This window comes from Rhodococcus sp. AD45-ID (genome assembly GCF_003023755.1).
GTDB lineage: Bacteria > Actinomycetota > Actinomycetes > Mycobacteriales > Mycobacteriaceae > Rhodococcus_F > Rhodococcus_F globerula.
The window spans coordinates 360,464-377,299 of the sequence record NZ_PYHL01000001.1 but is presented as its reverse complement, the minus strand read 5'-3'; the positions used below and the strand labels follow the sequence as shown (position 1 = coordinate 377,299).

Genomic DNA, 16,836 nt, shown 5'->3' with positions numbered 1-16,836 from the left:
ACGAACGAATCGCAGTGATGTAGGTCGCTGACGATGCCTGACCTGTTCCTGAGCTGCGCCTGAGAGATTTGTGTGACGTCCGACGCGACACGGTGAAGGACCCGGGGATGGATACCGCCCACCTTTGGTCTACGCTGCGTAGTAATTGGGCCTTCCATTCGAGGTGCCCTAGTTGAATTTTGCGGCGATCAGGAAGGCGTGAACGTGGCGCAAGGTCGGATCCTTCGGCGAGCTGGGCTGGCAGTATCTTTGGGCATTGCTGCCTTGCTGCTGTCGGGTTGCTCCATCGACAATGAAGTGCTTCGTTTCGGGTGGCCCTCGGGCATCACTCCTGAAGCGACGCGCATGCGAGAACTGTGGACGTGGTCGGTTGTCGCCGCCCTCTTCATGGGTGTGCTGGTGTGGGGACTGGTCTTCTGGGCAGTTATCTTCCACCGTAAGAAGAAGGACTCACCGGAGTTCCCGCGTCAGACGGCATACAACGTGCCGCTCGAACTCGGTTACACGGCAGTTCCGTTTGTGATCATCGCGGTTCTGTTCTACTTCACCGTTGTCGTCCAGAACCATGTTCTCGAGCGCACGGAGAACCCGGACGTCGTCGTCGACGTCACTGCGTTCCAGTGGAACTGGAAGTTCGGTTACCGCTCCATCGAGTTCGGTGACGGTACCGCCAAGTACAACGGCATCGATCTCGAAGCCGAAGAGGCAGCCAAGGCCGAGGGCGCGACTGTCGACGCCCACGGCGAAGAGGTTCCCGGCCCGATCCACGGAAACAGCGTCCAGGATCTGAGCTACCTGCACTACGACAAGATCGAGACCGTCGGAACCAGCTCCGAGATCCCGATTCTCGTTCTTCCGACCGGTAAGCGCATCCAGTTCGAACTGGCCTCCTCCGACGTGATTCACGCGTTCTGGGTTCCCGAGTTCCTGTTCAAGCGCGACGTGATGCCGAACCCCAAGGAAAACCACTCCGACAACATCTTCCAGATCAGTGAGATCGAGAAGGAAGGCGCATTTGTCGGGCGCTGCGCCGAAATGTGCGGCACGTTCCACGCGATGATGAACTTCGAGGTCCGTGCGGTTTCGCCCGAGGACTTCGCCAAGTACATCGAACTGCGCAAGGGTGACGATCAGGGCAACGGCGGTCTCAGCACCGCTGAGGCATTGTCGGCAATCGGTCAGTCGCCGGTGGCTACGTCGACCACGCCGTTCAACACCGACCGCGAGTACCGTCAGGCAACAGTCGCCACCGCAGGCAACTGAGCCGGCCAGCCTCCTCACTGAACAAGGACAAGTGCTGATATGAAGATCGAAGCCAAGCTCTTCGAGATCCTGACGCTGTTTTTCATCCTCGTCGCGATCATCTACGGTGTGTTCACCGCTCTGTCCCGTACGGGAATCGAGTGGGCCGGACTCACGGCCATCGTTCTGTCTGCGGGCCTGACGCTCATCGTCGGAACCTACTTCCGCTTTGTCGCCCGTCGTCTGGACACTCGTCCCGAGGACTACGACGACGCTGAAATCTCGGATGGTTCAGGCGAGTTGGGCTTCTTCAGCCCCGGTAGCTTCTGGCCCATGCTGCTGGCTGCTTCGGCTGCCATTGCCGCGGTGTCACTGGCGTACTTCCAGCCCTGGATGATCGTGGTTGGAGTTGTCCTCATCATCGCGACCGCAGCCGGTCTGGTGTTCGAGTACCACGTCGGACCTGAGAAGCACTAGCACAAACGCTCTCGACAAAGAGGCGCCGAACCCTTCGCGGGGTTCGGCGCCTCTTGCGTTGGGGCGGGGGAGCGCAAGAGACCGCGTCGTCCTCTGCGACACTCGACACATGATCCTCGAACATGCACTGCTCCACGTTGATCCGGCTCTGTCCGAAGAATTCGAGAAGGCGTTCGGTACAGCAAAGTCCATCATCTCCGCGGTGCCCGGCTTTATCCGTCTGCATCTCTCGCACTGCATGGAATCGCCGCAGCAGTACCTACTGCTCGTGGAGTGGGAGAGCCTCGAAGCGCACACGGTGGGCTTCCGGCAGTCCGACGGCTACCAGCGGTGGCGCGAGCTTCTCCATCACTTCTACGACCCTTTCCCGGTTGCCGAGCACTACGAGACGGTGGTCGAGGAAGGGTCCCCGACATGAACCGAACTACCGAACTGGCAGAATTCCTCGACATCGCCTTACGTGGTCGGATCGAGAGCGTCGCCGAGCTTGCCGAAGTGACGGGCGGTTCGATGGATACGACCGAAAAGACAGTGGCGCGGCTCGAAGAGTTCGGATTCCTTTCTGTCGCAGACGGCGTCATCACCTACCGACGCCCCGACGCCACCGTCGCCGATGTCACGCAGCACATCCTGGCCGGTGTGGCGCACGACCTCGAGTCCGGTATTGCCAGGACACAAGGGATACTCCAATCGCTTCCCAAGTTGTTGCAGGCCTGGGAGCACGGTGACTCCGATGTCCACGGTCTGCCCATCGACGTGATGCACGGGCCGTTTGCCGCCCCGGACATGTACAAAATTCAGGCTTCACGTTCGAAGCCCGTCGCGTCGTACGCATGTATGCCTGACACAGTGCCTCTGTACACGGTGCTGGCCGAGAAGAAGCCGGGCTCGTACTGGGAGGAAAACGGTGGTCCCAACCACGACATCCGTCTGATCGTCAGCACAGTCGACGCGAACACCGAGTTGGGGCGCAATCAGATCACGCATGAAATCAACGCAGGCTCCCAAGTTCGGATGCACCCGAATCCACCGAGTTTCTTCTGGATACTCGATCACACGAGTGTCGGAATCCCCTTCACTTGGGGAGAAGCGTGGCCGAGCAGCATGATGTCCATCCAGTCCCCGACACTGGCGGGCATCATGACTTGGATCTACCACCGGGTGTGGGAGGAAGCAGTACCGGTCGCTGACCACGGTCATTCGTGGGAGAACCCGTGGGATCCGATATTGAAACTGATGAATTCAGGCTTGACGATGGAATCCGCATCAATTGCCCTGGGATTGACTCCTAGGACGGGCAGGCGTCGGGTCGCCGACGCCATGCGTCATTACGGTGTGTCCAGTCAATTCTCACTCGGCGCTGCCTGGAGCGCCTCGCGCGGACACTAGCGCACGAAAAAGACACGGTCGCCGCAACCTCTCTTTCGAGAGTGTTGCGGCGACCGCGTCTTTTTCGTGTTGCTGCTGACGATCTAGTGGAGTTCTCCAGTGGAATCGTCGGCCTTGCCGTTGCCACTGCCATTGCCGTGGATGCGGTTCTGGTAGTCGAGCAGAATCTGAAGCTGCTCATGCTCACCGGCATGCTGTGCGGCTTCGAGAGCTGCGCTCTCCTCCACCGGGTCTGCCTTGGTGAGGCTGCCGGTGCCGGGCTTGCCGGCCAGGCCGAGCTTGTTCATCTTCTTCGGAACAGCTGCACCCTGGTACTCGAGGGGGATCGGGTGACCGTGATCGTCGACGGGTCCGAGCGGCTGGTGGATTTCGATGTACTGGCCGTTCGGCATCCGCTTGATGATGCCGGTTTCGATACCGTGCTCGAGCACTGCACGGTCACTGCGCTGCAAGCCGATGCAGAAGCGGTACGTCACGAAGTACGCGAGCGGCGGAAGCACGATCATGCCGATGCGGCCGATCCACGTCATTGCGTTCAACGAGATATGCAGGTGGTACGCGATGATGTCGTTGATGCACGAGATCGTCAGGACCGCGTAGAACGCGATAGCCATTGCACCGATTGCGGTACGAACCGGAACGTCGCGGGGACGCTGCAGGATGTTGTGGTGAGCGTCGTCTCCGGTGAGGCGCTTCTCGATCCACGGGTACGCGAACAGCATGGCGAAGACGAGGCCCATGATCAGGGCGACGGCAAACACTGCGGGGATCGTGTACCGGTCGAACAGGTAGATCTCCCAGGCGGGCCACAGTCGTGCGAGTCCGTCCGTCCACATCATGTAAATGTCAGGCTGAGAACCAGCGGAGACCTGAGATGGGTTGTACGGACCGATGTTCCACACGGGGTTGATCTGGAACAGACCACCGAGCAGTGCAAGCACGCCGAACGTGATGGCGAAGAATGCGCCACCCTTCATGGCGAAGACCGGAAGAATACGAACGCCGACGACGTTCTCTTCGGTACGGCCGGGGCCGGGGAACTGCGTGTGCTTCTGGTACCAGACCAGCGCGAGGTGGCCGGCGATCAGCGCGAGGATGATGCCAGGGAAGAGCAACACGTGAGCGACGTAGAGACGCGGGATGATGAGGTCGCCGGGGAAGTCACCGTCGAAGATCATCCAGTGCATCCAGGTGCCTACCACCGGGATACTCATCGTGATACCACCGAACGCGGCGCGGAGGCCGGTGCCGGAGAGCAGGTCGTCAGGAATGGTGTAACCGAAGAAGCCTTCGAACATCGCCAGGACCAGCAGCAAGCAGCCGATGACCCAGTTAGCTTCACGCGGGCGTCGGAACGCACCGGTGAAGAAGATACGTGCGAGGTGCACGATGATCGACGCGGCGAACATCAATGCGGCCCAGTGGTGAATCTGGCGTACGAAGAGACCGCCGCGAACCTCGAACGAGATGTTCAGGGTGGTCTCGTATGCGCGTGACATCGTCACACCACGAAGAGGCTGGTATGCGCCCTGGTAGGTGACGTGCGCCATCGACGGATCGAAGAACAGCGTCAGGAACACACCTGAGATGAGCAGGATCAGGAAGCTGTACAGCGCGATCTCGCCGAGCATGAAGGACCAGTGCGTCGGGAAGACCTTGTTGATCTGACGACGCATACCCGCTGCGAGGTGGTAGCGCGAGTCCATCGCCTCCGCTTGACCTGCTGCAGCAGCGGCGATCTTTGTCGGTTTTGTGGTGGTTGTGGTCACGGTCGACGCTCCCAAAATGCCGGGCCGAGTGCTTCGATGAAGTCACCGTCGGCGACTAGGAAGCCCTCTTCGTTCACTGTAATAGGCAACTGCGGAAGTGCGCGAGCAGCGGGACCGAAAATCGGCTTGCCGTACTGCAGTGCATCGAACTGCGACTGGTGGCAGGGGCAGAGAATACGGTTGCTCTGCTGTTCGTAGAGCGAGGTGGGGCAACCAAGGTGCGTGCAGATCTTCGAGTAGGCGAAGTAATCGCCGTAGTTGAAGCTCTCCTGGCCCTTGCGCTTGGTGACCCGCTCGGTGTCTTCCGTACGCAGACGGATGAGCATGACCGAGTTGCGGATACCGCGCAGCGCAGCGAGCAACGCGTGCTCGTCACCACGATCGGATTCACGGAACGGGAAGACCGTTTCCATGGAGCCGGCGTCGAGGTCCTCCGGGCGGACGAGAACGATGTCCTCGGGGCGTCCGGTGTCACGACGAAGGTAGATGGTCTCGCCGGGGTAGTTCGGGGTCCAGCCGGACACCCAGAGCGGAGATTCGTCGCCCTTGGCCCACGGGTTCTTGATGAGGCCGCCGAGAGGCATGATCATCATGACGCCGAGTGCGCCACCACCGAACATCAAGCTGCGCTTGATGGCCTTGCGGCGGGGGAAGGTGGACGTCTCCAACGTGTCACTGAGTTCGGCGACGATCGTCCGGCGGTCAACCTCAGCGGATCCACCGTCGTGGCGGTCCTGGATGGACACCTCTTCGGGGATGAACTTCTTGGTGAACTGGACCGCACCGATTCCGACACCGAGGATCGCGAGACCCATGGTCAGACCGATCAACGGTGTGTACAGGCTGTACTTGCCGTAGTTCTCGTCACCGGCGCCGGCGTACTGCCAGGGCCAGAACAAGTAGATCGCGATGAATGCGATCGCCGAGACGCCGGCGAGGCCGAACCAGAACGCAACATTCCGCTCGGCGCGCTTCTCTGCCTTGGTGCCTTCGACGGCCCAGCGGTCGCGACGGTAGACAACGTCGACGCCGTCGAGATTGGTGCCGAGGGTGACCAACTCGTCGCGAGTCATCGCTTCGAGTTCCTCATCCGTGTACTTCTTTGGCGTATCGCCGCCCTGCTGGCCAGCGTCGCTCATGACCTTGCTCCGATCCACAATGCTGCACCAACGACAGCGACGATTCCGGCGGCCCACATGAAGAGACCTTCAGAGGCCGGACCGATGCCGCCGAGACCGTAACCACCGGGGTTCTTGGCCTCTCCGGACGACTTCACGTAGGCGATGATGTCTTTCTTTTCCTCGATCGAGAGCTGACGATCGGAGAACTTCGGCATGTTCTGGGGGCCGGTGACCATAGCGGCATAGATCTGCTGCTCGTTGGCGGGGTCCAGGACCGGTGCGTACTTGCCCGAGGACAGTGCGCCACCGCGGCCGGTGAAGTTGTGGCAAGACGCGCAGTTCAGGCGGAACAGTTCGCTGCCTCGGCCGATGTCGCCACCGCGAAGCGAGGACTGAGCGATTTCGCCGTTCTCGTCACGAATGAGCGTCGGGCCGCCACCGTTGGCCTGGATGAAAGCACCCAGGGCATCGGTCTGTGCAGCGTCGAACTTGGGGTCCTTGCGCTGAGCCTGTGCCTCGTTGCGTGCTGCAGGCATACGACCGGTCGAAACCTGGAAGTACACTGCCGCCTCGCCGACACCGATCAGGCTGGGACCGCGGTCCGCGACACCCTGAAGGTTGGCTCCGTGGCACGTGATGCACGACGTGTCGTACAACTGCTTGCCTTCACGGATAAGCGCGGCTGAATCGTCGCTTGCAGTAGCGACCTGCGGAGCGGGTGTCAGTGCCGAGGCGAGGAAACCTGCGCTGATCAATCCCATCATCAGTACGAGCGCTCCGGTGACACGCCGGCGGATCTTCCGCTGGCGACGCGTCTTCGCGGCGGTCGCTGTTGTATCGGATGTGGGAGGGGGGGATGAACTCATCTGTATCCCTTTGGTATGTCGGGACGGACTGGACGTCAGGGGCTGCCTGTGGCGTTCAGCTGATTAACGGATGAAATAAATCGTTGCGAACAGCGCGATCCACACGATGTCAACGAAGTGCCAGTAATACGAAACGACGATCGCTGCGGTTGCCTGAGCCGGCGTGAACTTGCTGACTCGGGTGCGTGCGATCAAGAAAACGAAGGCGATGAGACCGCCGATGACGTGCATGCCGTGGAAACCGGTGGTCATGTAGAACACCGAGCCGTAGACACTGCTGGCGATTGTGGTGCCCTCATGCACGAGGTGGTAGTACTCGTAGCCCTGGCCGGCGACGAAGAACGCCCCCATGACCAAAGTGATGGTGTACCAACGTCGAAGTCCGAAGACGTCGCCCCGCTCGGCCGCGAACACGCCCATCTGGCAGGTGAATGAGGATGCGATCAGCACCAACGTCACCGGTACAGCCAAATAAAGGTTCAATTCGGTAGGCTCCGGCGGCCAATTGCCCTCCGGTGCCTGCGCCCGTGCCACGAAGTACATGGCGAAGAGCCCTGCGAAAAACATGAGCTCACTGGACAACCACACGATGGTGCCAACGCTGACCATATTCGGCCGGTTCAGCGAGTGCACGCGTTGGGTGATTGCCGATCCTGAAGTCCCTACTGCGCTCGTCACAGACAGAAGTATGACGCTTCGTCGTAAGAGACGGCCACTCGGGTCCGTCATCGGCGCGTCGTAAGGCTCGAGTTCGCGATTTCGGTCGGCGTACGCGCAGGTGGCGACACTTTGAATATGCTGACGCGATGGCAGCTACACACCAGAGTAGACGTTGGTACCTGAGAATTTTCAGCAGAAAAGTTTCGCCTCCGCTGGATCCGTCGAGAGCCGACCTCGAGATCGTCGTCGAAGGTTTCGACGACGTGGAATCGTGCTCGACCGCTTTGGAGCGAGGGGCCTCCGCGCCGCCTCGTTGGCGACCGGATTCGGAGGCGGTGCTGCGCCACCATCTCGACCTTCCGGAGGCGGCACTCGGAGAGGCCGAGTCGATCGTCGCTCAGGACGGATATCGGCGCTCGGTGACAGCCGCGCATAGCGCGTCGAGCGATGGCAACGGTGTGGTTCGGGTGGTGTTCGAACGCGTCCAGCTTCTGGACGCGCTGCACTGCTCGCAGGAGCGATCGCGGATGGCAGGTTTGGCTCAACGGTTGGGTGGGTCAGTCGCGGGATGGGACGCGCTGCAGCCGGGGGATGCGGCGCAGTCAGGCCCGGGCAAGGGCCGACGATCAGTGTGAGCGGACCGATTCGCGACTGCCGCACGGTGACTGACTACGCTACGTATGTCAGATACATCGCGATTTGATTCGACTGAACATTTCGACTGAACATAGGGGACCGAAGTAGATGGCCGGCACCGACGCAACCAACGCTGTGAACTCCGATTCGAGCGGTGTCGTGCGGTCCTGGCCGATGATTCTCGGTCAGCTCACCGATGGTTCCGATTTGTCGAGCGACGATTCCCGTTGGGCGATGAGCGAAATCATGTCCGACAACGCAAGTTCGGCGCAGATCGCCGCCTTTGGTGTCGGGTTGAAGATGAAGGGCGAGACACCCGCAGAGTTGCAGGGCCTTGCCGACGCGATGCTCGAACACGCTAAGGCGGTGCCGGTCGATTCCGATGTGGTCGACATCGTCGGAACCGGCGGCGACCGCTCCAACACCGTCAACATCTCGACCATGGCTTCGATTGTGGTGGCCGCCTCGGGAATTCGAGTGGTCAAGCACGGCAACCGGGCAGCATCGTCGAAGAGTGGCGGCGCCGATGTGCTCGAAGCACTGGGTGTTCGGATCAATCTGGGCCCGGAAGACGTGGCTCGGTGCGTAGACGAGGTCGGAATCGGTTTCTGCTTTGCGCCCGTATTTCACCCGGCCCTGCGATTTGCGGCAGTGCCACGGAAGGAAATCGGCATCCCGACGGCCTTCAACGTGCTCGGTCCCTTGACCAATCCAGCTCGGCCGCGTGCCGGATTGATCGGGTGTGCCTTCCCGAAGCTGATCTCCGTTGTTGCGGGAGTTCTTGCGCAGCGCGGTAATTCGGCATTGGTCGTTCGCGGCGACGACGGACTCGACGAACTGACGACATCCACGACGTCGACGGTGTACATCGTTGCCGACGGAGCGGTTCGAACCGTCACACTGGATCCGCGAGATCTGGGTATCGCTCGGGTACCACTGGACGAATTGCGAGGCGGCGACGCGGACGTGAACGCTCAGGTCGCGCGCACCCTGCTGTCCGGTCAGCCTGGCCCCGTCCGGGACGCGGTGCTACTCAACGCGGGCGCGGCGATCGCGGCCTTCAACGGAGTCGGTGACGACCTGGAAGGTGCGATTGCCGCGGGAATGGCCTCGGCCGCTGTCGCAATCGACAGCGGCGCAGCTGCGGAACTGCTGCGGAGGTGGGCGTCGCTCACCACCGCGCTGACCGAAGGCGCCTGACCGAGGCGCCTGAGAGTCATTCGCCGAGCGAGAACCCAGCTTCGACGTCGGCGCTGGAGAAGGACTGGAACGCAATGTGAGTGGCGGTTCGCGTCACTCCGGGAACCTTGTTGATCCGGCCGGTGATGACCTCTGCGATCTGGGCGTGGTCACGGACCCGGACTACCGCGATCAGGTCGACGTCCCCTGCGCAGGAGTACACCTCGCTGACTCCGGGGATGTCGGCGACGGCCTGAGCGGTCTCCGGGATTCGGGCCGATTCGGCGTGAATCATGACGATCGCATTGATCATGTCGCTCCTCTGGTTGCGCGGTGCTGTGCTGTGGTCGAGCTTATGTCCTCGCGTCGCCGCGCCCATTCCAGGCATCACGATGGTTCTCTGCACGCTCGGATTCGTTTCCAGCCTTGGCGAGGTGGCACCAGTCTTCCCACCGCCCCGCGCCGCACGCCGGCTCGGTGTAGCCCGATGTAGCGGAGACGATCCTGATTCCGTCCGATCCGAGCCAGCGGACGACGAGCGCCAGTTCCTCCGGGGGCGCTCCGCGCAGCGGTGTGTTGTCGGGAAGTGCGGTTTCGGCCGATGCGACGAGGGCGTCGACCACGGGCATCGGGTGAGTCCCGGCTCGGGCAAGGCCGGCCGAGGCGAGCCTGCCGGCGCGGATCACGGCCAATTCCCAGCCGCCGTCCGGCGCGGGGCGCGCCAGTACCAACTGATCGATGGCGGCGACGGCGGCGAGCTTTTGAGTGCGTCGTACTGCTACTGCAACTGCGGCAGTTCGGTCGCGCAGTCTGGCCGCGTTCTCGAACAGTGCGGTGGCAGCGAGTTGCTCGATGCGCGCTTTCATTCGTTGAAGCGGCATGTCGTGCACGCCGGCGAAGAACTCCCGAACGTCGGCGACTGACACCGCATAGCGCTCCGCGGTGTCATCTCGGGCTGCCGGGCACGAGCCCAGTTCGCGTGCGGGGCAGGCAGGCCCGTGCACGGCGCCAAGAGGTATCCGCTTGGTGCAGGTACGCAGCCCGGTGAACTCGCACACGGTCTCTGCAATCTCCTGCGCGCTCGCGCGGGACGTAAACGGTCCGATCGAGTGCGGCGCCGGGCTACGCACCACGGATAGCCGGGGGAAGGCCTCGTCCGTGAGAACGATCCACCATCCGCGTTTGGGAAACTTGGAGCGGCGGTTGTACGGCGGAGTGTGTGCCACGAGGAGTCGGAGTTCGCGTACTCCGGCCTCCAGGGCGTGAGCACACTCCACATGATCGACCCGGGTGGCAAGGGCCACCATCTCCTTCATGCGCCCACGCGTCTCGGAACCGGTGAAGTAGCCCCGGACGCGGCGGCGCAGGTCCACTGCCGTCCCTATGTACAGCGCTTCGTCGGACGGGCCGCGAAAGAGGTAGACGCCCGGCCTTCGGGGGAGGTCTGCGGCGAAGGAGCGTTTGGCGCGTTGATGAGCCGAGATGTTGGGGAGATAGTCGATCAGCTCGCTGTAACTGTGTACGCCTTGGTTGCCGACCCGATCTATCAGGCCGTGGAGCACGTCGACGGTGGCTCTGGCGTCGTCGAGCGCTCGGTGCGTCGGTTGGGTGGAGACGCGGAACAGATGCGCGAGCGCAGAGAGCTTCACCGACGGTGCTTCGTCGCGGGTCAGGACACGCCTGGCGAGTTTGACGGTGCAGAGAACCTGGAACGGTGGCCAAGGCCGGGCCGTGCGGGAAGCTGCCGCCTTGAGGAATCCGATGTCGAAGGGCGCGTTGTGGGCAACGAGTACGGAACCCTTCGCGAACTCGAGGAACGCGGGTAGAACGCGATCGATGCGCGGAGCGTTGATCAGCATGGCATCGGTGATGCCGGTCAGTTCGACGATGTACGGCGGGATCGACCGCCCGGGATCGACCAGAGTTGCCATCTCGCCGAGCACCTGGCCGCCGCGAATCTTGACGGCACCGATCTCGGTGATCGAATCGTTGTCCGCGCTTCCGCCGGTGGTCTCGAGGTCGACGACTACAAACGTCGTCTCGCTGAGCGGAGTGTCCAGCTCGTCGAACGACAGTTGACGGCCGATATCCGGATCGGCGTCAACGGCGGCCTTGACAGCGTCGGCATGACTCACAGCGCAAGACAGTAGAGGGAGGGGCCGACAGGAATCGGTCGCTTCGGCGCGAGGACCAAGAGAAGTTGAATTCGGGACTAACGGGCATCGCACGCACCCCGGCATTTGGTCGCCCGTGACCTAAAAGAGACGAGCGTCACAGTTGGGCGATTTTCAACGTGCGTCGGCGCCTTCGGTGTCGCACTCGGGTGGAGTGGATCTGGCTGCGTTGCCTGGCGTGTGCCGACTCGTAATCCACCTCGGGTGAAAAGGGGCCTACCGGTACGTAACTGGTGCTGATCTGGGGTAAGTCACGGATTGCCGGGCCGGATCGAATCGGGTCGACTCACGAGAAATGGTTCACGACGTTACGGAAACCGGACGTATCGTTATCCCGCTGTGACCGTTTTGGCGTATCGAGCGCGACTGCGCGGAAATTCGGATGAATCGCACGCGAAATTGGCGATGCGGTCGACATCGCCGCGATCATTTCGTAATCTTCCTGAGACCTAACGAAGTCTTGCCGGGCCACAAAGGACCGGCTTCGTCAGGAACCGCCTAATCGGGATCTCCGCGAGGAACCCGAACCGGGAACCCAAGTTTCACTGGGGTGAATCCCGCCTGGGGCGTAGCCAGCGTCATCGCTACGGACCATGCGGGTAGGGCTGATCTTCCCAGCCCGAACCCGTCAGCTAACTCGGTCGGCGGACGAATGGAAGAAATGGAGCACCCCTTAAGTGGCGTCACAAAGTTTGAAGCGTTCGGCAACACTGGTTGTCGCCGGCGCACTTGCAGCCGGAGCCTTTGCTACAACCGCTGCGCCTGCCTCGGCAGACCCCATCACCATCCCCGGTGTCGGTACGTTCGACATCCCGGGCGTCTCGATCCCCGAACTTCCCGTTATCCCCGGTGTCACGGACAACCCCGCGTTTGCGCCGATTGCACAGGCTGCACCCGCCGCTCCCATCTCCACCCTTGGTGAGCAGGCTGTTCGCGCCGCAGAGAGCAAGCTGGGCGCCCCGTACGTGTACGGCGCGGCAGGCCCGGACGCGTTCGACTGCTCCGGTCTGATCCAGTGGGCTTACAAGCAGGCCGGCCTCAACATCCCCCGCACGAGCTACGACCAGGCTGCAGCCGGTGTCGCAGTTGCACAGTCCGATCTCCGCGTCGGCGACGTCATCTCCTTCTACGGCGGATCGCACTCGGGCATCTACGCGGGCAACGGAAATGTCATCCATGCTTCGACCGCGGGTCAGCCCGTGAAGCTGGCACCCGTGTCGTCCATGCCGTACGACGGTGCTCGCCGCTTCTGATCCGGTGTCACCGATCGGGTACCTGTGAAGGTCGACCTGATCCACTGGAAAAGGGGCAGTTCCACTCTGTGCAGATGTGGGCCTCGAATCAACTGATTCGAGGCCCACATCTGTTTATCCGGGTGAGTTCCGGGCGTTCCGAGGGGTTCACACTCGCTTCGCTCCCGTTACACCTACCGACGAGTAGACACAAACGTATGCCATTCCGTAACCTTATCGAGACATTAGGTGCCGCCGGCAGGTAGTGTGGGTAGTTGACATCCAGCTAACAGATCCTGACGGGCATCGGCAGGCATCACAAAAACTGAGACGGAGAGTCGCGTTCCGTGGTTTCATCTAGATCGTTTTCATCGAGAAAGTACAGCCGGGTCCGCATCGCGCTCACAACAGGCGTATTGGCAGTTGGGCTTGTCGCGTTGCCATCGATGCCGGCGGCCGCCGACCCGGTGATCACGAATCCCACCGAGGCGCTCGAGAAGCTCGGCGAACTCGCCCGAGTGTCCGAGCAGACCAACGAGGCTTTGCACAACGCGCAGATCGATCTCGATGCAAAGACGTCCGTGCAGCTCGACGCTGAAGCTCGACTTGTCGAGGATCAGGGACGCTACGACGTGGCAAAGGCCAAGGTCGCCGAGGTTGCGCCGGCTGTGAATCGAATTGCTACGGCCAATTATCAGGGCGCGCGGACCAATCGGCTCTTTGCCTTGATGGTCAGCGATTCACCGCAGCAGCTGCTCGATCAGATGTCTGCACTCGATGTCATCTCCAACGACGCGGCGGTGCAGGTCCGCCAGTTCAACGAAGCGACGCTCGACGCTCGCCAGGCAGCGGACTCGTCGCAACAATCCGCGGATGCTGCACGGGTTGCGGCCGATCAGGCGAAGGCGCTGAGCGACGATCTGCAGCGCAAGCAGAGCGAACTTCAGGCTCAGGTTGCCGAGGTGACCAAGGCGTTCGACGATCTGACCGAAGCCGAACGCGTGCAATTGAGTGGGTCGACATTTCCAGAGGGTGTCGACGCCAGCAAAATTCTGGCTAATCTGACTCCAGGGTCGGGCACCGCGGCACTACAGGCTGGTTTGACCCGCATCGGCGACCCATACGTTTGGGGAGCTACCGGGCCCAACGAGTTCGATTGCTCCGGGCTCGTCGTGTGGTCGTACAAACAAATCGGTAAAACACTGCCGCGGTCCAGCCAGGCGCAGGCAGCGGGTGGTACGCCGATATCCCGTGACCAGTTGCAGCCGGGCGACATCGTCACGTTCTACAGCGACAATTCGCATGTCGGTATCTACGCCGGCGATGGCAACATCCTCCACGCGTCGACGTTCGGCGTACCGGTGAAGGTCGAGTCGATGGCAGGGATGCAGTTCTCGACTGCTCGCCGTTACTGACCAGCGCATCGTCACAAGTGGCTCGGCCGCTGCGACTGGGGGTCCCCTCCGTCTCCTACACTCGGCATCGTGTCGAGTGACCCCATGACGTCCCCCGCAGCCGGGACGAACCGTAAGCGCCGCTGGGAGTACCCAGCTCTCATTGCGCTCGGGTGTGCCGTTGTGGTGATCCTCGGACTGACCGTTGTCCTGACTGACGCTCCGGGCTCGTCCCAGCAGTCCGCTGCGGAAGCGGATGTTGCGCGTGTCAGCGAGGTTCAAGCGCTCCTCGATTCGTGGGCACGCGCTCAGATGTCCGACGATCCGACATCGCTGGCGCAGTTCGTAGATGCTGCCGCCGCACCGGGGTTGCTCGACGCAGAGATTCGGCGCGCCACAGCTGCCGGTGCACTGAGTTTTTCGGATTGGGCGTACGAGGTCTCGCCGGGAACACTTGTCGAGGCTGCCCGAACGGGGTCGCCCGACGGCGTCACATTGTGGGGCGCTCAGGTGAACCTGCGTTATGCACTCGACGGTGTGGATGCGGCGCCGACGCGTAAGACTGTCTTGATGACTTTTGCGGAACGTGACGGTTCGTGGTTCGTATTCGCTGACGGTTCGATTGTCGACGTGCTGGGCAGCGGCTCGACCGGTTCGCAGTTGAGCGTCGACTCGTGGCACGGTCCATGGGATTTCGGTCCACTCGCGGTTTCGACCAACGCGGCCGAGGATTCGATAGTCGTCGGGCACCCGGGCCAGCAGGCATTCGTTGACGCGTTGGCCGCCGACCTCGACGGCGCTGTGAAGAATACGACGCAGTTGTGGGGCGACGGTTGGTCAGAGCGGGCAGTCGTGATGGTCGCCGGTTCGCCCGAGGAATTCACGGCGATGGTCGGTTCGCAGCACGACGGATCGTCCATAGCGGCTGTGTCGGTGGCGGATACGGTGCGCGATGGTGCCAGTGACGTGAGTGGGCAGCGCATCATATTCTCGCCGGCCGCCGCATCACGCTTGACTTCGACGACGCGGCAGGCGGTGCTTCGCCACGAGATGATGCATATCGCGGCGCGATCCCAGACCCGGGACGGGTCGCCCATGTGGGTGCTCGAAGGGTACGCGGAGTATGCCGGCAACCGTGGCTCCGGGCGGGCGGCGCGGGAGATTGCGCCGACACTTGCGGCCGCTGTTCGGTCCGGTGACGTGCCATCGGAGTTTCCCGAGGATTCACAGTTCGGGGGCGTGCCGGTGGTGAGTTCCCTTGCGTACGAATCGGCGTGGTCGATCAATGCTTATATTGCGGATCGTTTCGGCGAGTCCGAGCTGACGGAACTATTCCGCGCCTTGGCTGTGGGGCCGTCGACACCGGAGGAGATCAACCGGCGCATCGTCGACGTACTTGGTGTGAGTATCGACGACCTGCGCGACGGCTGGGTGGATTGGCTGCACCGCACACTGGGTTGATTGGCTGCACCGCACACTGGGTTGATTGGCTGCACCGCAGCGTGGGTTGATCGGCTCGTGCTTTACGGTGGACGAATGCGCCGGACCCTTTTGGTGACCAATGATTTTCCGCCCCGACCGGGCGGAATCCAGTCGTATCTACATACGTTCGCGAAGCATCTTCCGGCCGACAAGTTGGTTGTCTATGCGCCTCGTTGGCGTGGTGATTCGCACAAGAAGTTCGATGCCGCTCAACCTTTCGAGGTCGTGAGGCATCCCACGACATTGATGCTTCCGACTCCGTTTGTCGCCAGACGGGCCGCGAAACTGGTCAAGAAGCATGACTGCGAGTCCGTGTGGTTCGGCGCGGCGGCGCCCCTTGCGTTGTTGGCGCCGGTGGTCCGCCGGGCAGGTGCGTCGCGGGTGATCGCGAGTACTCACGGTCACGAAGTGGGTTGGTCGATGATTCCCGGTGCGCGGCAGTCGTTGCGGACAATCGGTGAAAACACGGATACGGTTACCTTCGTCAGCAAATACACCCGAGGCCGGTTCGCGGCGGCTTTCGGGCCGCAGGCTGCGCTGGAGCATCTGCCGTCGGGAGTGGATACGTCTGTCTTCCATCCTGATTCGGCTGCTCGCGCAGAATTGCGGGCACGGTACGGACTGGGGGAGCGCCCGACAATTCTCTGCCTGTCACGGCTCGTGCCGCGCAAGGGGCAGGACATGCTGATCAAGGCACTGCCGACTATCCGTGCGAGCATCGACGGCGCTGTACTTGTCATCGTGGGGGGTGGGCCGTACGACGAGAAACTGCGTGAGCTCGCCCACAAGACGGGGATGGACGATCACGTCGTGTTCACGGGCACCGTCCCGGCGGCGGAATTGGCCGCCCATCACACCATCGCCGATGTTTTTGCGATGCCATGCCGCACCCGCGGTGCGGGACTCGACGTCGAAGGTCTCGGGATCGTGTACCTCGAGGCGTCGGCAACGGGTGTTCCCGTGATCGCGGGTCGCAGTGGCGGTGCCCCGGAAACGGTGCAGCAGAACAAGACCGGGCTAGTGGTCGACGGTACGTCGGTTGCCGACGTTGCCGCCTCGGTGATCGAGATCCTGTCCGACCGTGATCGAGCTGCCGCAATGGGCGCCGCCGGTCGCGACTGGGTGGCGACCGATTGGAAGTGGGACACGCTCGCGTCGAAGTTGCAGGCGCTGCTCGGCTGAGCCTCGAGCATCAAGCACTGTGGCCGCCACACC

The 16,836-nt window shown here is 62.2% G+C and carries 16 protein-coding genes and 1 riboswitch; of the genes, 10 read left to right on the top strand and 6 right to left on the bottom strand.

The features are described 5' to 3' along the window. Window positions 1-198 precede the first annotated feature (198 nt). The 4 genes from C7T36_RS01645 to C7T36_RS01630 all read left to right on the top strand — a co-directional run bounded on the left by C7T36_RS01645 (window position 199) and on the right by C7T36_RS01630 (window position 3,108). Window positions 199-1,263 (top strand): cytochrome c oxidase subunit II, encoded by a 1,065-nt coding sequence (locus C7T36_RS01645; protein ID WP_033231033.1) that lies wholly within the window; start codon window positions 199-201, stop codon window positions 1,261-1,263. Window positions 1,264-1,302: 39 nt separating this feature from the next. Continuing rightward, complete coding sequence (locus C7T36_RS01640; RefSeq protein WP_033231032.1) at window positions 1,303-1,719, top strand: cytochrome c oxidase subunit 4; 417 nt, start codon at window positions 1,303-1,305, stop codon at window positions 1,717-1,719. A gap of 109 nt (window positions 1,720-1,828) precedes the next feature. Beyond that, complete coding sequence (locus C7T36_RS01635; RefSeq protein WP_045070324.1) at window positions 1,829-2,137, top strand: antibiotic biosynthesis monooxygenase; 309 nt, start codon at window positions 1,829-1,831, stop codon at window positions 2,135-2,137. Beyond that, window positions 2,134-3,108, top strand: a complete 975-nt coding sequence (locus tag C7T36_RS01630) for a hypothetical protein (protein ID WP_033231030.1) — start codon at window positions 2,134-2,136, stop codon at window positions 3,106-3,108. Before C7T36_RS01635 ends, C7T36_RS01630 begins: the two co-directional genes overlap by 4 nt. An 83-nt stretch (window positions 3,109-3,191) precedes the next feature. Here C7T36_RS01630 and C7T36_RS01625 read toward each other — a convergent pair whose 3' ends face one another. From C7T36_RS01625 to C7T36_RS01610, 4 genes are all read right to left on the bottom strand, one after another. Continuing rightward, entirely contained in the window at window positions 3,192-4,814 is a 1,623-nt protein-coding gene (locus tag C7T36_RS01625; RefSeq protein WP_204369004.1) for a cytochrome bc complex cytochrome b subunit, read from the bottom strand. Window positions 4,815-4,873: 59 nt separating this feature from the next. Further along, window positions 4,874-6,016 (bottom strand): ubiquinol-cytochrome c reductase iron-sulfur subunit, encoded by a 1,143-nt coding sequence (locus tag C7T36_RS01620; RefSeq protein WP_033231028.1) that lies wholly within the window; start codon window positions 6,014-6,016, stop codon window positions 4,874-4,876. Next, the gene (locus C7T36_RS01615) at window positions 6,013-6,864 is read right to left on the bottom strand and encodes a cytochrome c (protein ID WP_080711563.1); all 852 of its coding nucleotides are present in this window, start codon (window positions 6,862-6,864) and stop codon (window positions 6,013-6,015) included. Before C7T36_RS01615 ends, C7T36_RS01620 begins: the two co-directional genes overlap by 4 nt. A 63-nt stretch (window positions 6,865-6,927) precedes the next feature. Further along, window positions 6,928-7,542 carry a heme-copper oxidase subunit III gene (locus C7T36_RS01610; protein WP_033231027.1) on the bottom strand — a complete coding sequence of 205 codons (615 nt, stop codon included), beginning with the start codon at window positions 7,540-7,542 and terminating at the stop codon, window positions 6,928-6,930. 128 nt (window positions 7,543-7,670) lie between these two features. Between C7T36_RS01610 and C7T36_RS01605 the strand changes: the two genes are divergently transcribed. Together C7T36_RS01605 and trpD are read left to right on the top strand one after the other, a co-directional pair. Next, window positions 7,671-8,159: a hypothetical protein gene (locus C7T36_RS01605; protein ID WP_045070322.1), complete on the top strand. Its 489-nt coding sequence runs from the start codon at window positions 7,671-7,673 to the stop codon at window positions 8,157-8,159. Window positions 8,160-8,268: 109 nt separating this feature from the next. Continuing rightward, window positions 8,269-9,360: an anthranilate phosphoribosyltransferase gene (gene trpD / locus C7T36_RS01600; RefSeq protein ID WP_033231025.1), complete on the top strand. Its 1,092-nt coding sequence runs from the start codon at window positions 8,269-8,271 to the stop codon at window positions 9,358-9,360. Between the two features lie 16 nt (window positions 9,361-9,376). Here trpD and C7T36_RS01595 read toward each other — a convergent pair whose 3' ends face one another. Both C7T36_RS01595 and C7T36_RS01590 read right to left on the bottom strand, forming a co-directional pair. Beyond that, the gene (locus C7T36_RS01595; RefSeq protein ID WP_033231456.1) at window positions 9,377-9,652 is read right to left on the bottom strand and encodes an Lrp/AsnC family transcriptional regulator; all 276 of its coding nucleotides are present in this window, start codon (window positions 9,650-9,652) and stop codon (window positions 9,377-9,379) included. A gap of 40 nt (window positions 9,653-9,692) precedes the next feature. Continuing rightward, the gene (locus C7T36_RS01590; protein ID WP_375128076.1) at window positions 9,693-11,474 is read right to left on the bottom strand and encodes a DEDD exonuclease domain-containing protein; all 1,782 of its coding nucleotides are present in this window, start codon (window positions 11,472-11,474) and stop codon (window positions 9,693-9,695) included. Between the two features lie 524 nt (window positions 11,475-11,998). Further along, a riboswitch (cyclic di-AMP (ydaO/yuaA leader) is annotated at window positions 11,999-12,176 on the top strand. 14 nt (window positions 12,177-12,190) lie between these two features. On the opposite strand from C7T36_RS01590, the gene C7T36_RS01585 reads away from it, so the two are divergent. The 4 genes from C7T36_RS01585 to C7T36_RS01570 all read left to right on the top strand — a co-directional run bounded on the left by C7T36_RS01585 (window position 12,191) and on the right by C7T36_RS01570 (window position 16,803). Further along, window positions 12,191-12,766 (top strand): C40 family peptidase, encoded by a 576-nt coding sequence (locus C7T36_RS01585; protein WP_033231024.1) that lies wholly within the window; start codon window positions 12,191-12,193, stop codon window positions 12,764-12,766. Window positions 12,767-13,191: 425 nt separating this feature from the next. Beyond that, entirely contained in the window at window positions 13,192-14,160 is a 969-nt protein-coding gene (locus C7T36_RS01580) for a C40 family peptidase (protein ID WP_106939680.1), read from the top strand. 69 nt (window positions 14,161-14,229) lie between these two features. After that, the gene (locus tag C7T36_RS01575; RefSeq protein WP_239654801.1) at window positions 14,230-15,600 is read left to right on the top strand and encodes a hypothetical protein; all 1,371 of its coding nucleotides are present in this window, start codon (window positions 14,230-14,232) and stop codon (window positions 15,598-15,600) included. A 75-nt stretch (window positions 15,601-15,675) separates the two neighbouring features. After that, window positions 15,676-16,803, top strand: a complete 1,128-nt coding sequence (locus C7T36_RS01570) for a glycosyltransferase family 4 protein (protein ID WP_033231021.1) — start codon at window positions 15,676-15,678, stop codon at window positions 16,801-16,803. The last annotated feature ends 33 nt before the right edge of the window (window positions 16,804-16,836 follow it).

Excerpts from the sequence above, each read along its gene's own strand:
- trpD (WP_033231025.1), top strand. The coding sequence starts at position 8,269 with ATGGCCGGCACCGACGCAACCAACGCTGTGAACTCCGATTCGAGCGGT.
- C7T36_RS01640 (WP_033231032.1), top strand. The coding sequence starts at position 1,303 with ATGAAGATCGAAGCCAAGCTCTTCGAGATCCTGACGCTGTTTTTCATC.
- C7T36_RS01630 (WP_033231030.1), top strand. The coding sequence starts at position 2,134 with ATGAACCGAACTACCGAACTGGCAGAATTCCTCGACATCGCCTTACGT.
- C7T36_RS01635 (WP_045070324.1), top strand. The coding sequence starts at position 1,829 with ATGATCCTCGAACATGCACTGCTCCACGTTGATCCGGCTCTGTCCGAA.
- C7T36_RS01580 (WP_106939680.1), top strand. The coding sequence starts at position 13,192 with ATGCCGGCGGCCGCCGACCCGGTGATCACGAATCCCACCGAGGCGCTC.
- C7T36_RS01625 (WP_204369004.1), bottom strand. The coding sequence starts at position 4,814 with ATGGACTCGCGCTACCACCTCGCAGCGGGTATGCGTCGTCAGATCAAC.
- C7T36_RS01595 (WP_033231456.1), bottom strand. The coding sequence starts at position 9,652 with ATGATCAATGCGATCGTCATGATTCACGCCGAATCGGCCCGAATCCCG.
- C7T36_RS01620 (WP_033231028.1), bottom strand. The coding sequence starts at position 6,016 with ATGAGCGACGCTGGCCAGCAGGGCGGCGATACGCCAAAGAAGTACACG.
- C7T36_RS01615 (WP_080711563.1), bottom strand. The coding sequence starts at position 6,864 with ATGAGTTCATCCCCCCCTCCCACATCCGATACAACAGCGACCGCCGCG.
- C7T36_RS01605 (WP_045070322.1), top strand. The coding sequence starts at position 7,671 with ATGGCAGCTACACACCAGAGTAGACGTTGGTACCTGAGAATTTTCAGC.
- C7T36_RS01570 (WP_033231021.1), top strand. The coding sequence starts at position 15,676 with ATGCGCCGGACCCTTTTGGTGACCAATGATTTTCCGCCCCGACCGGGC.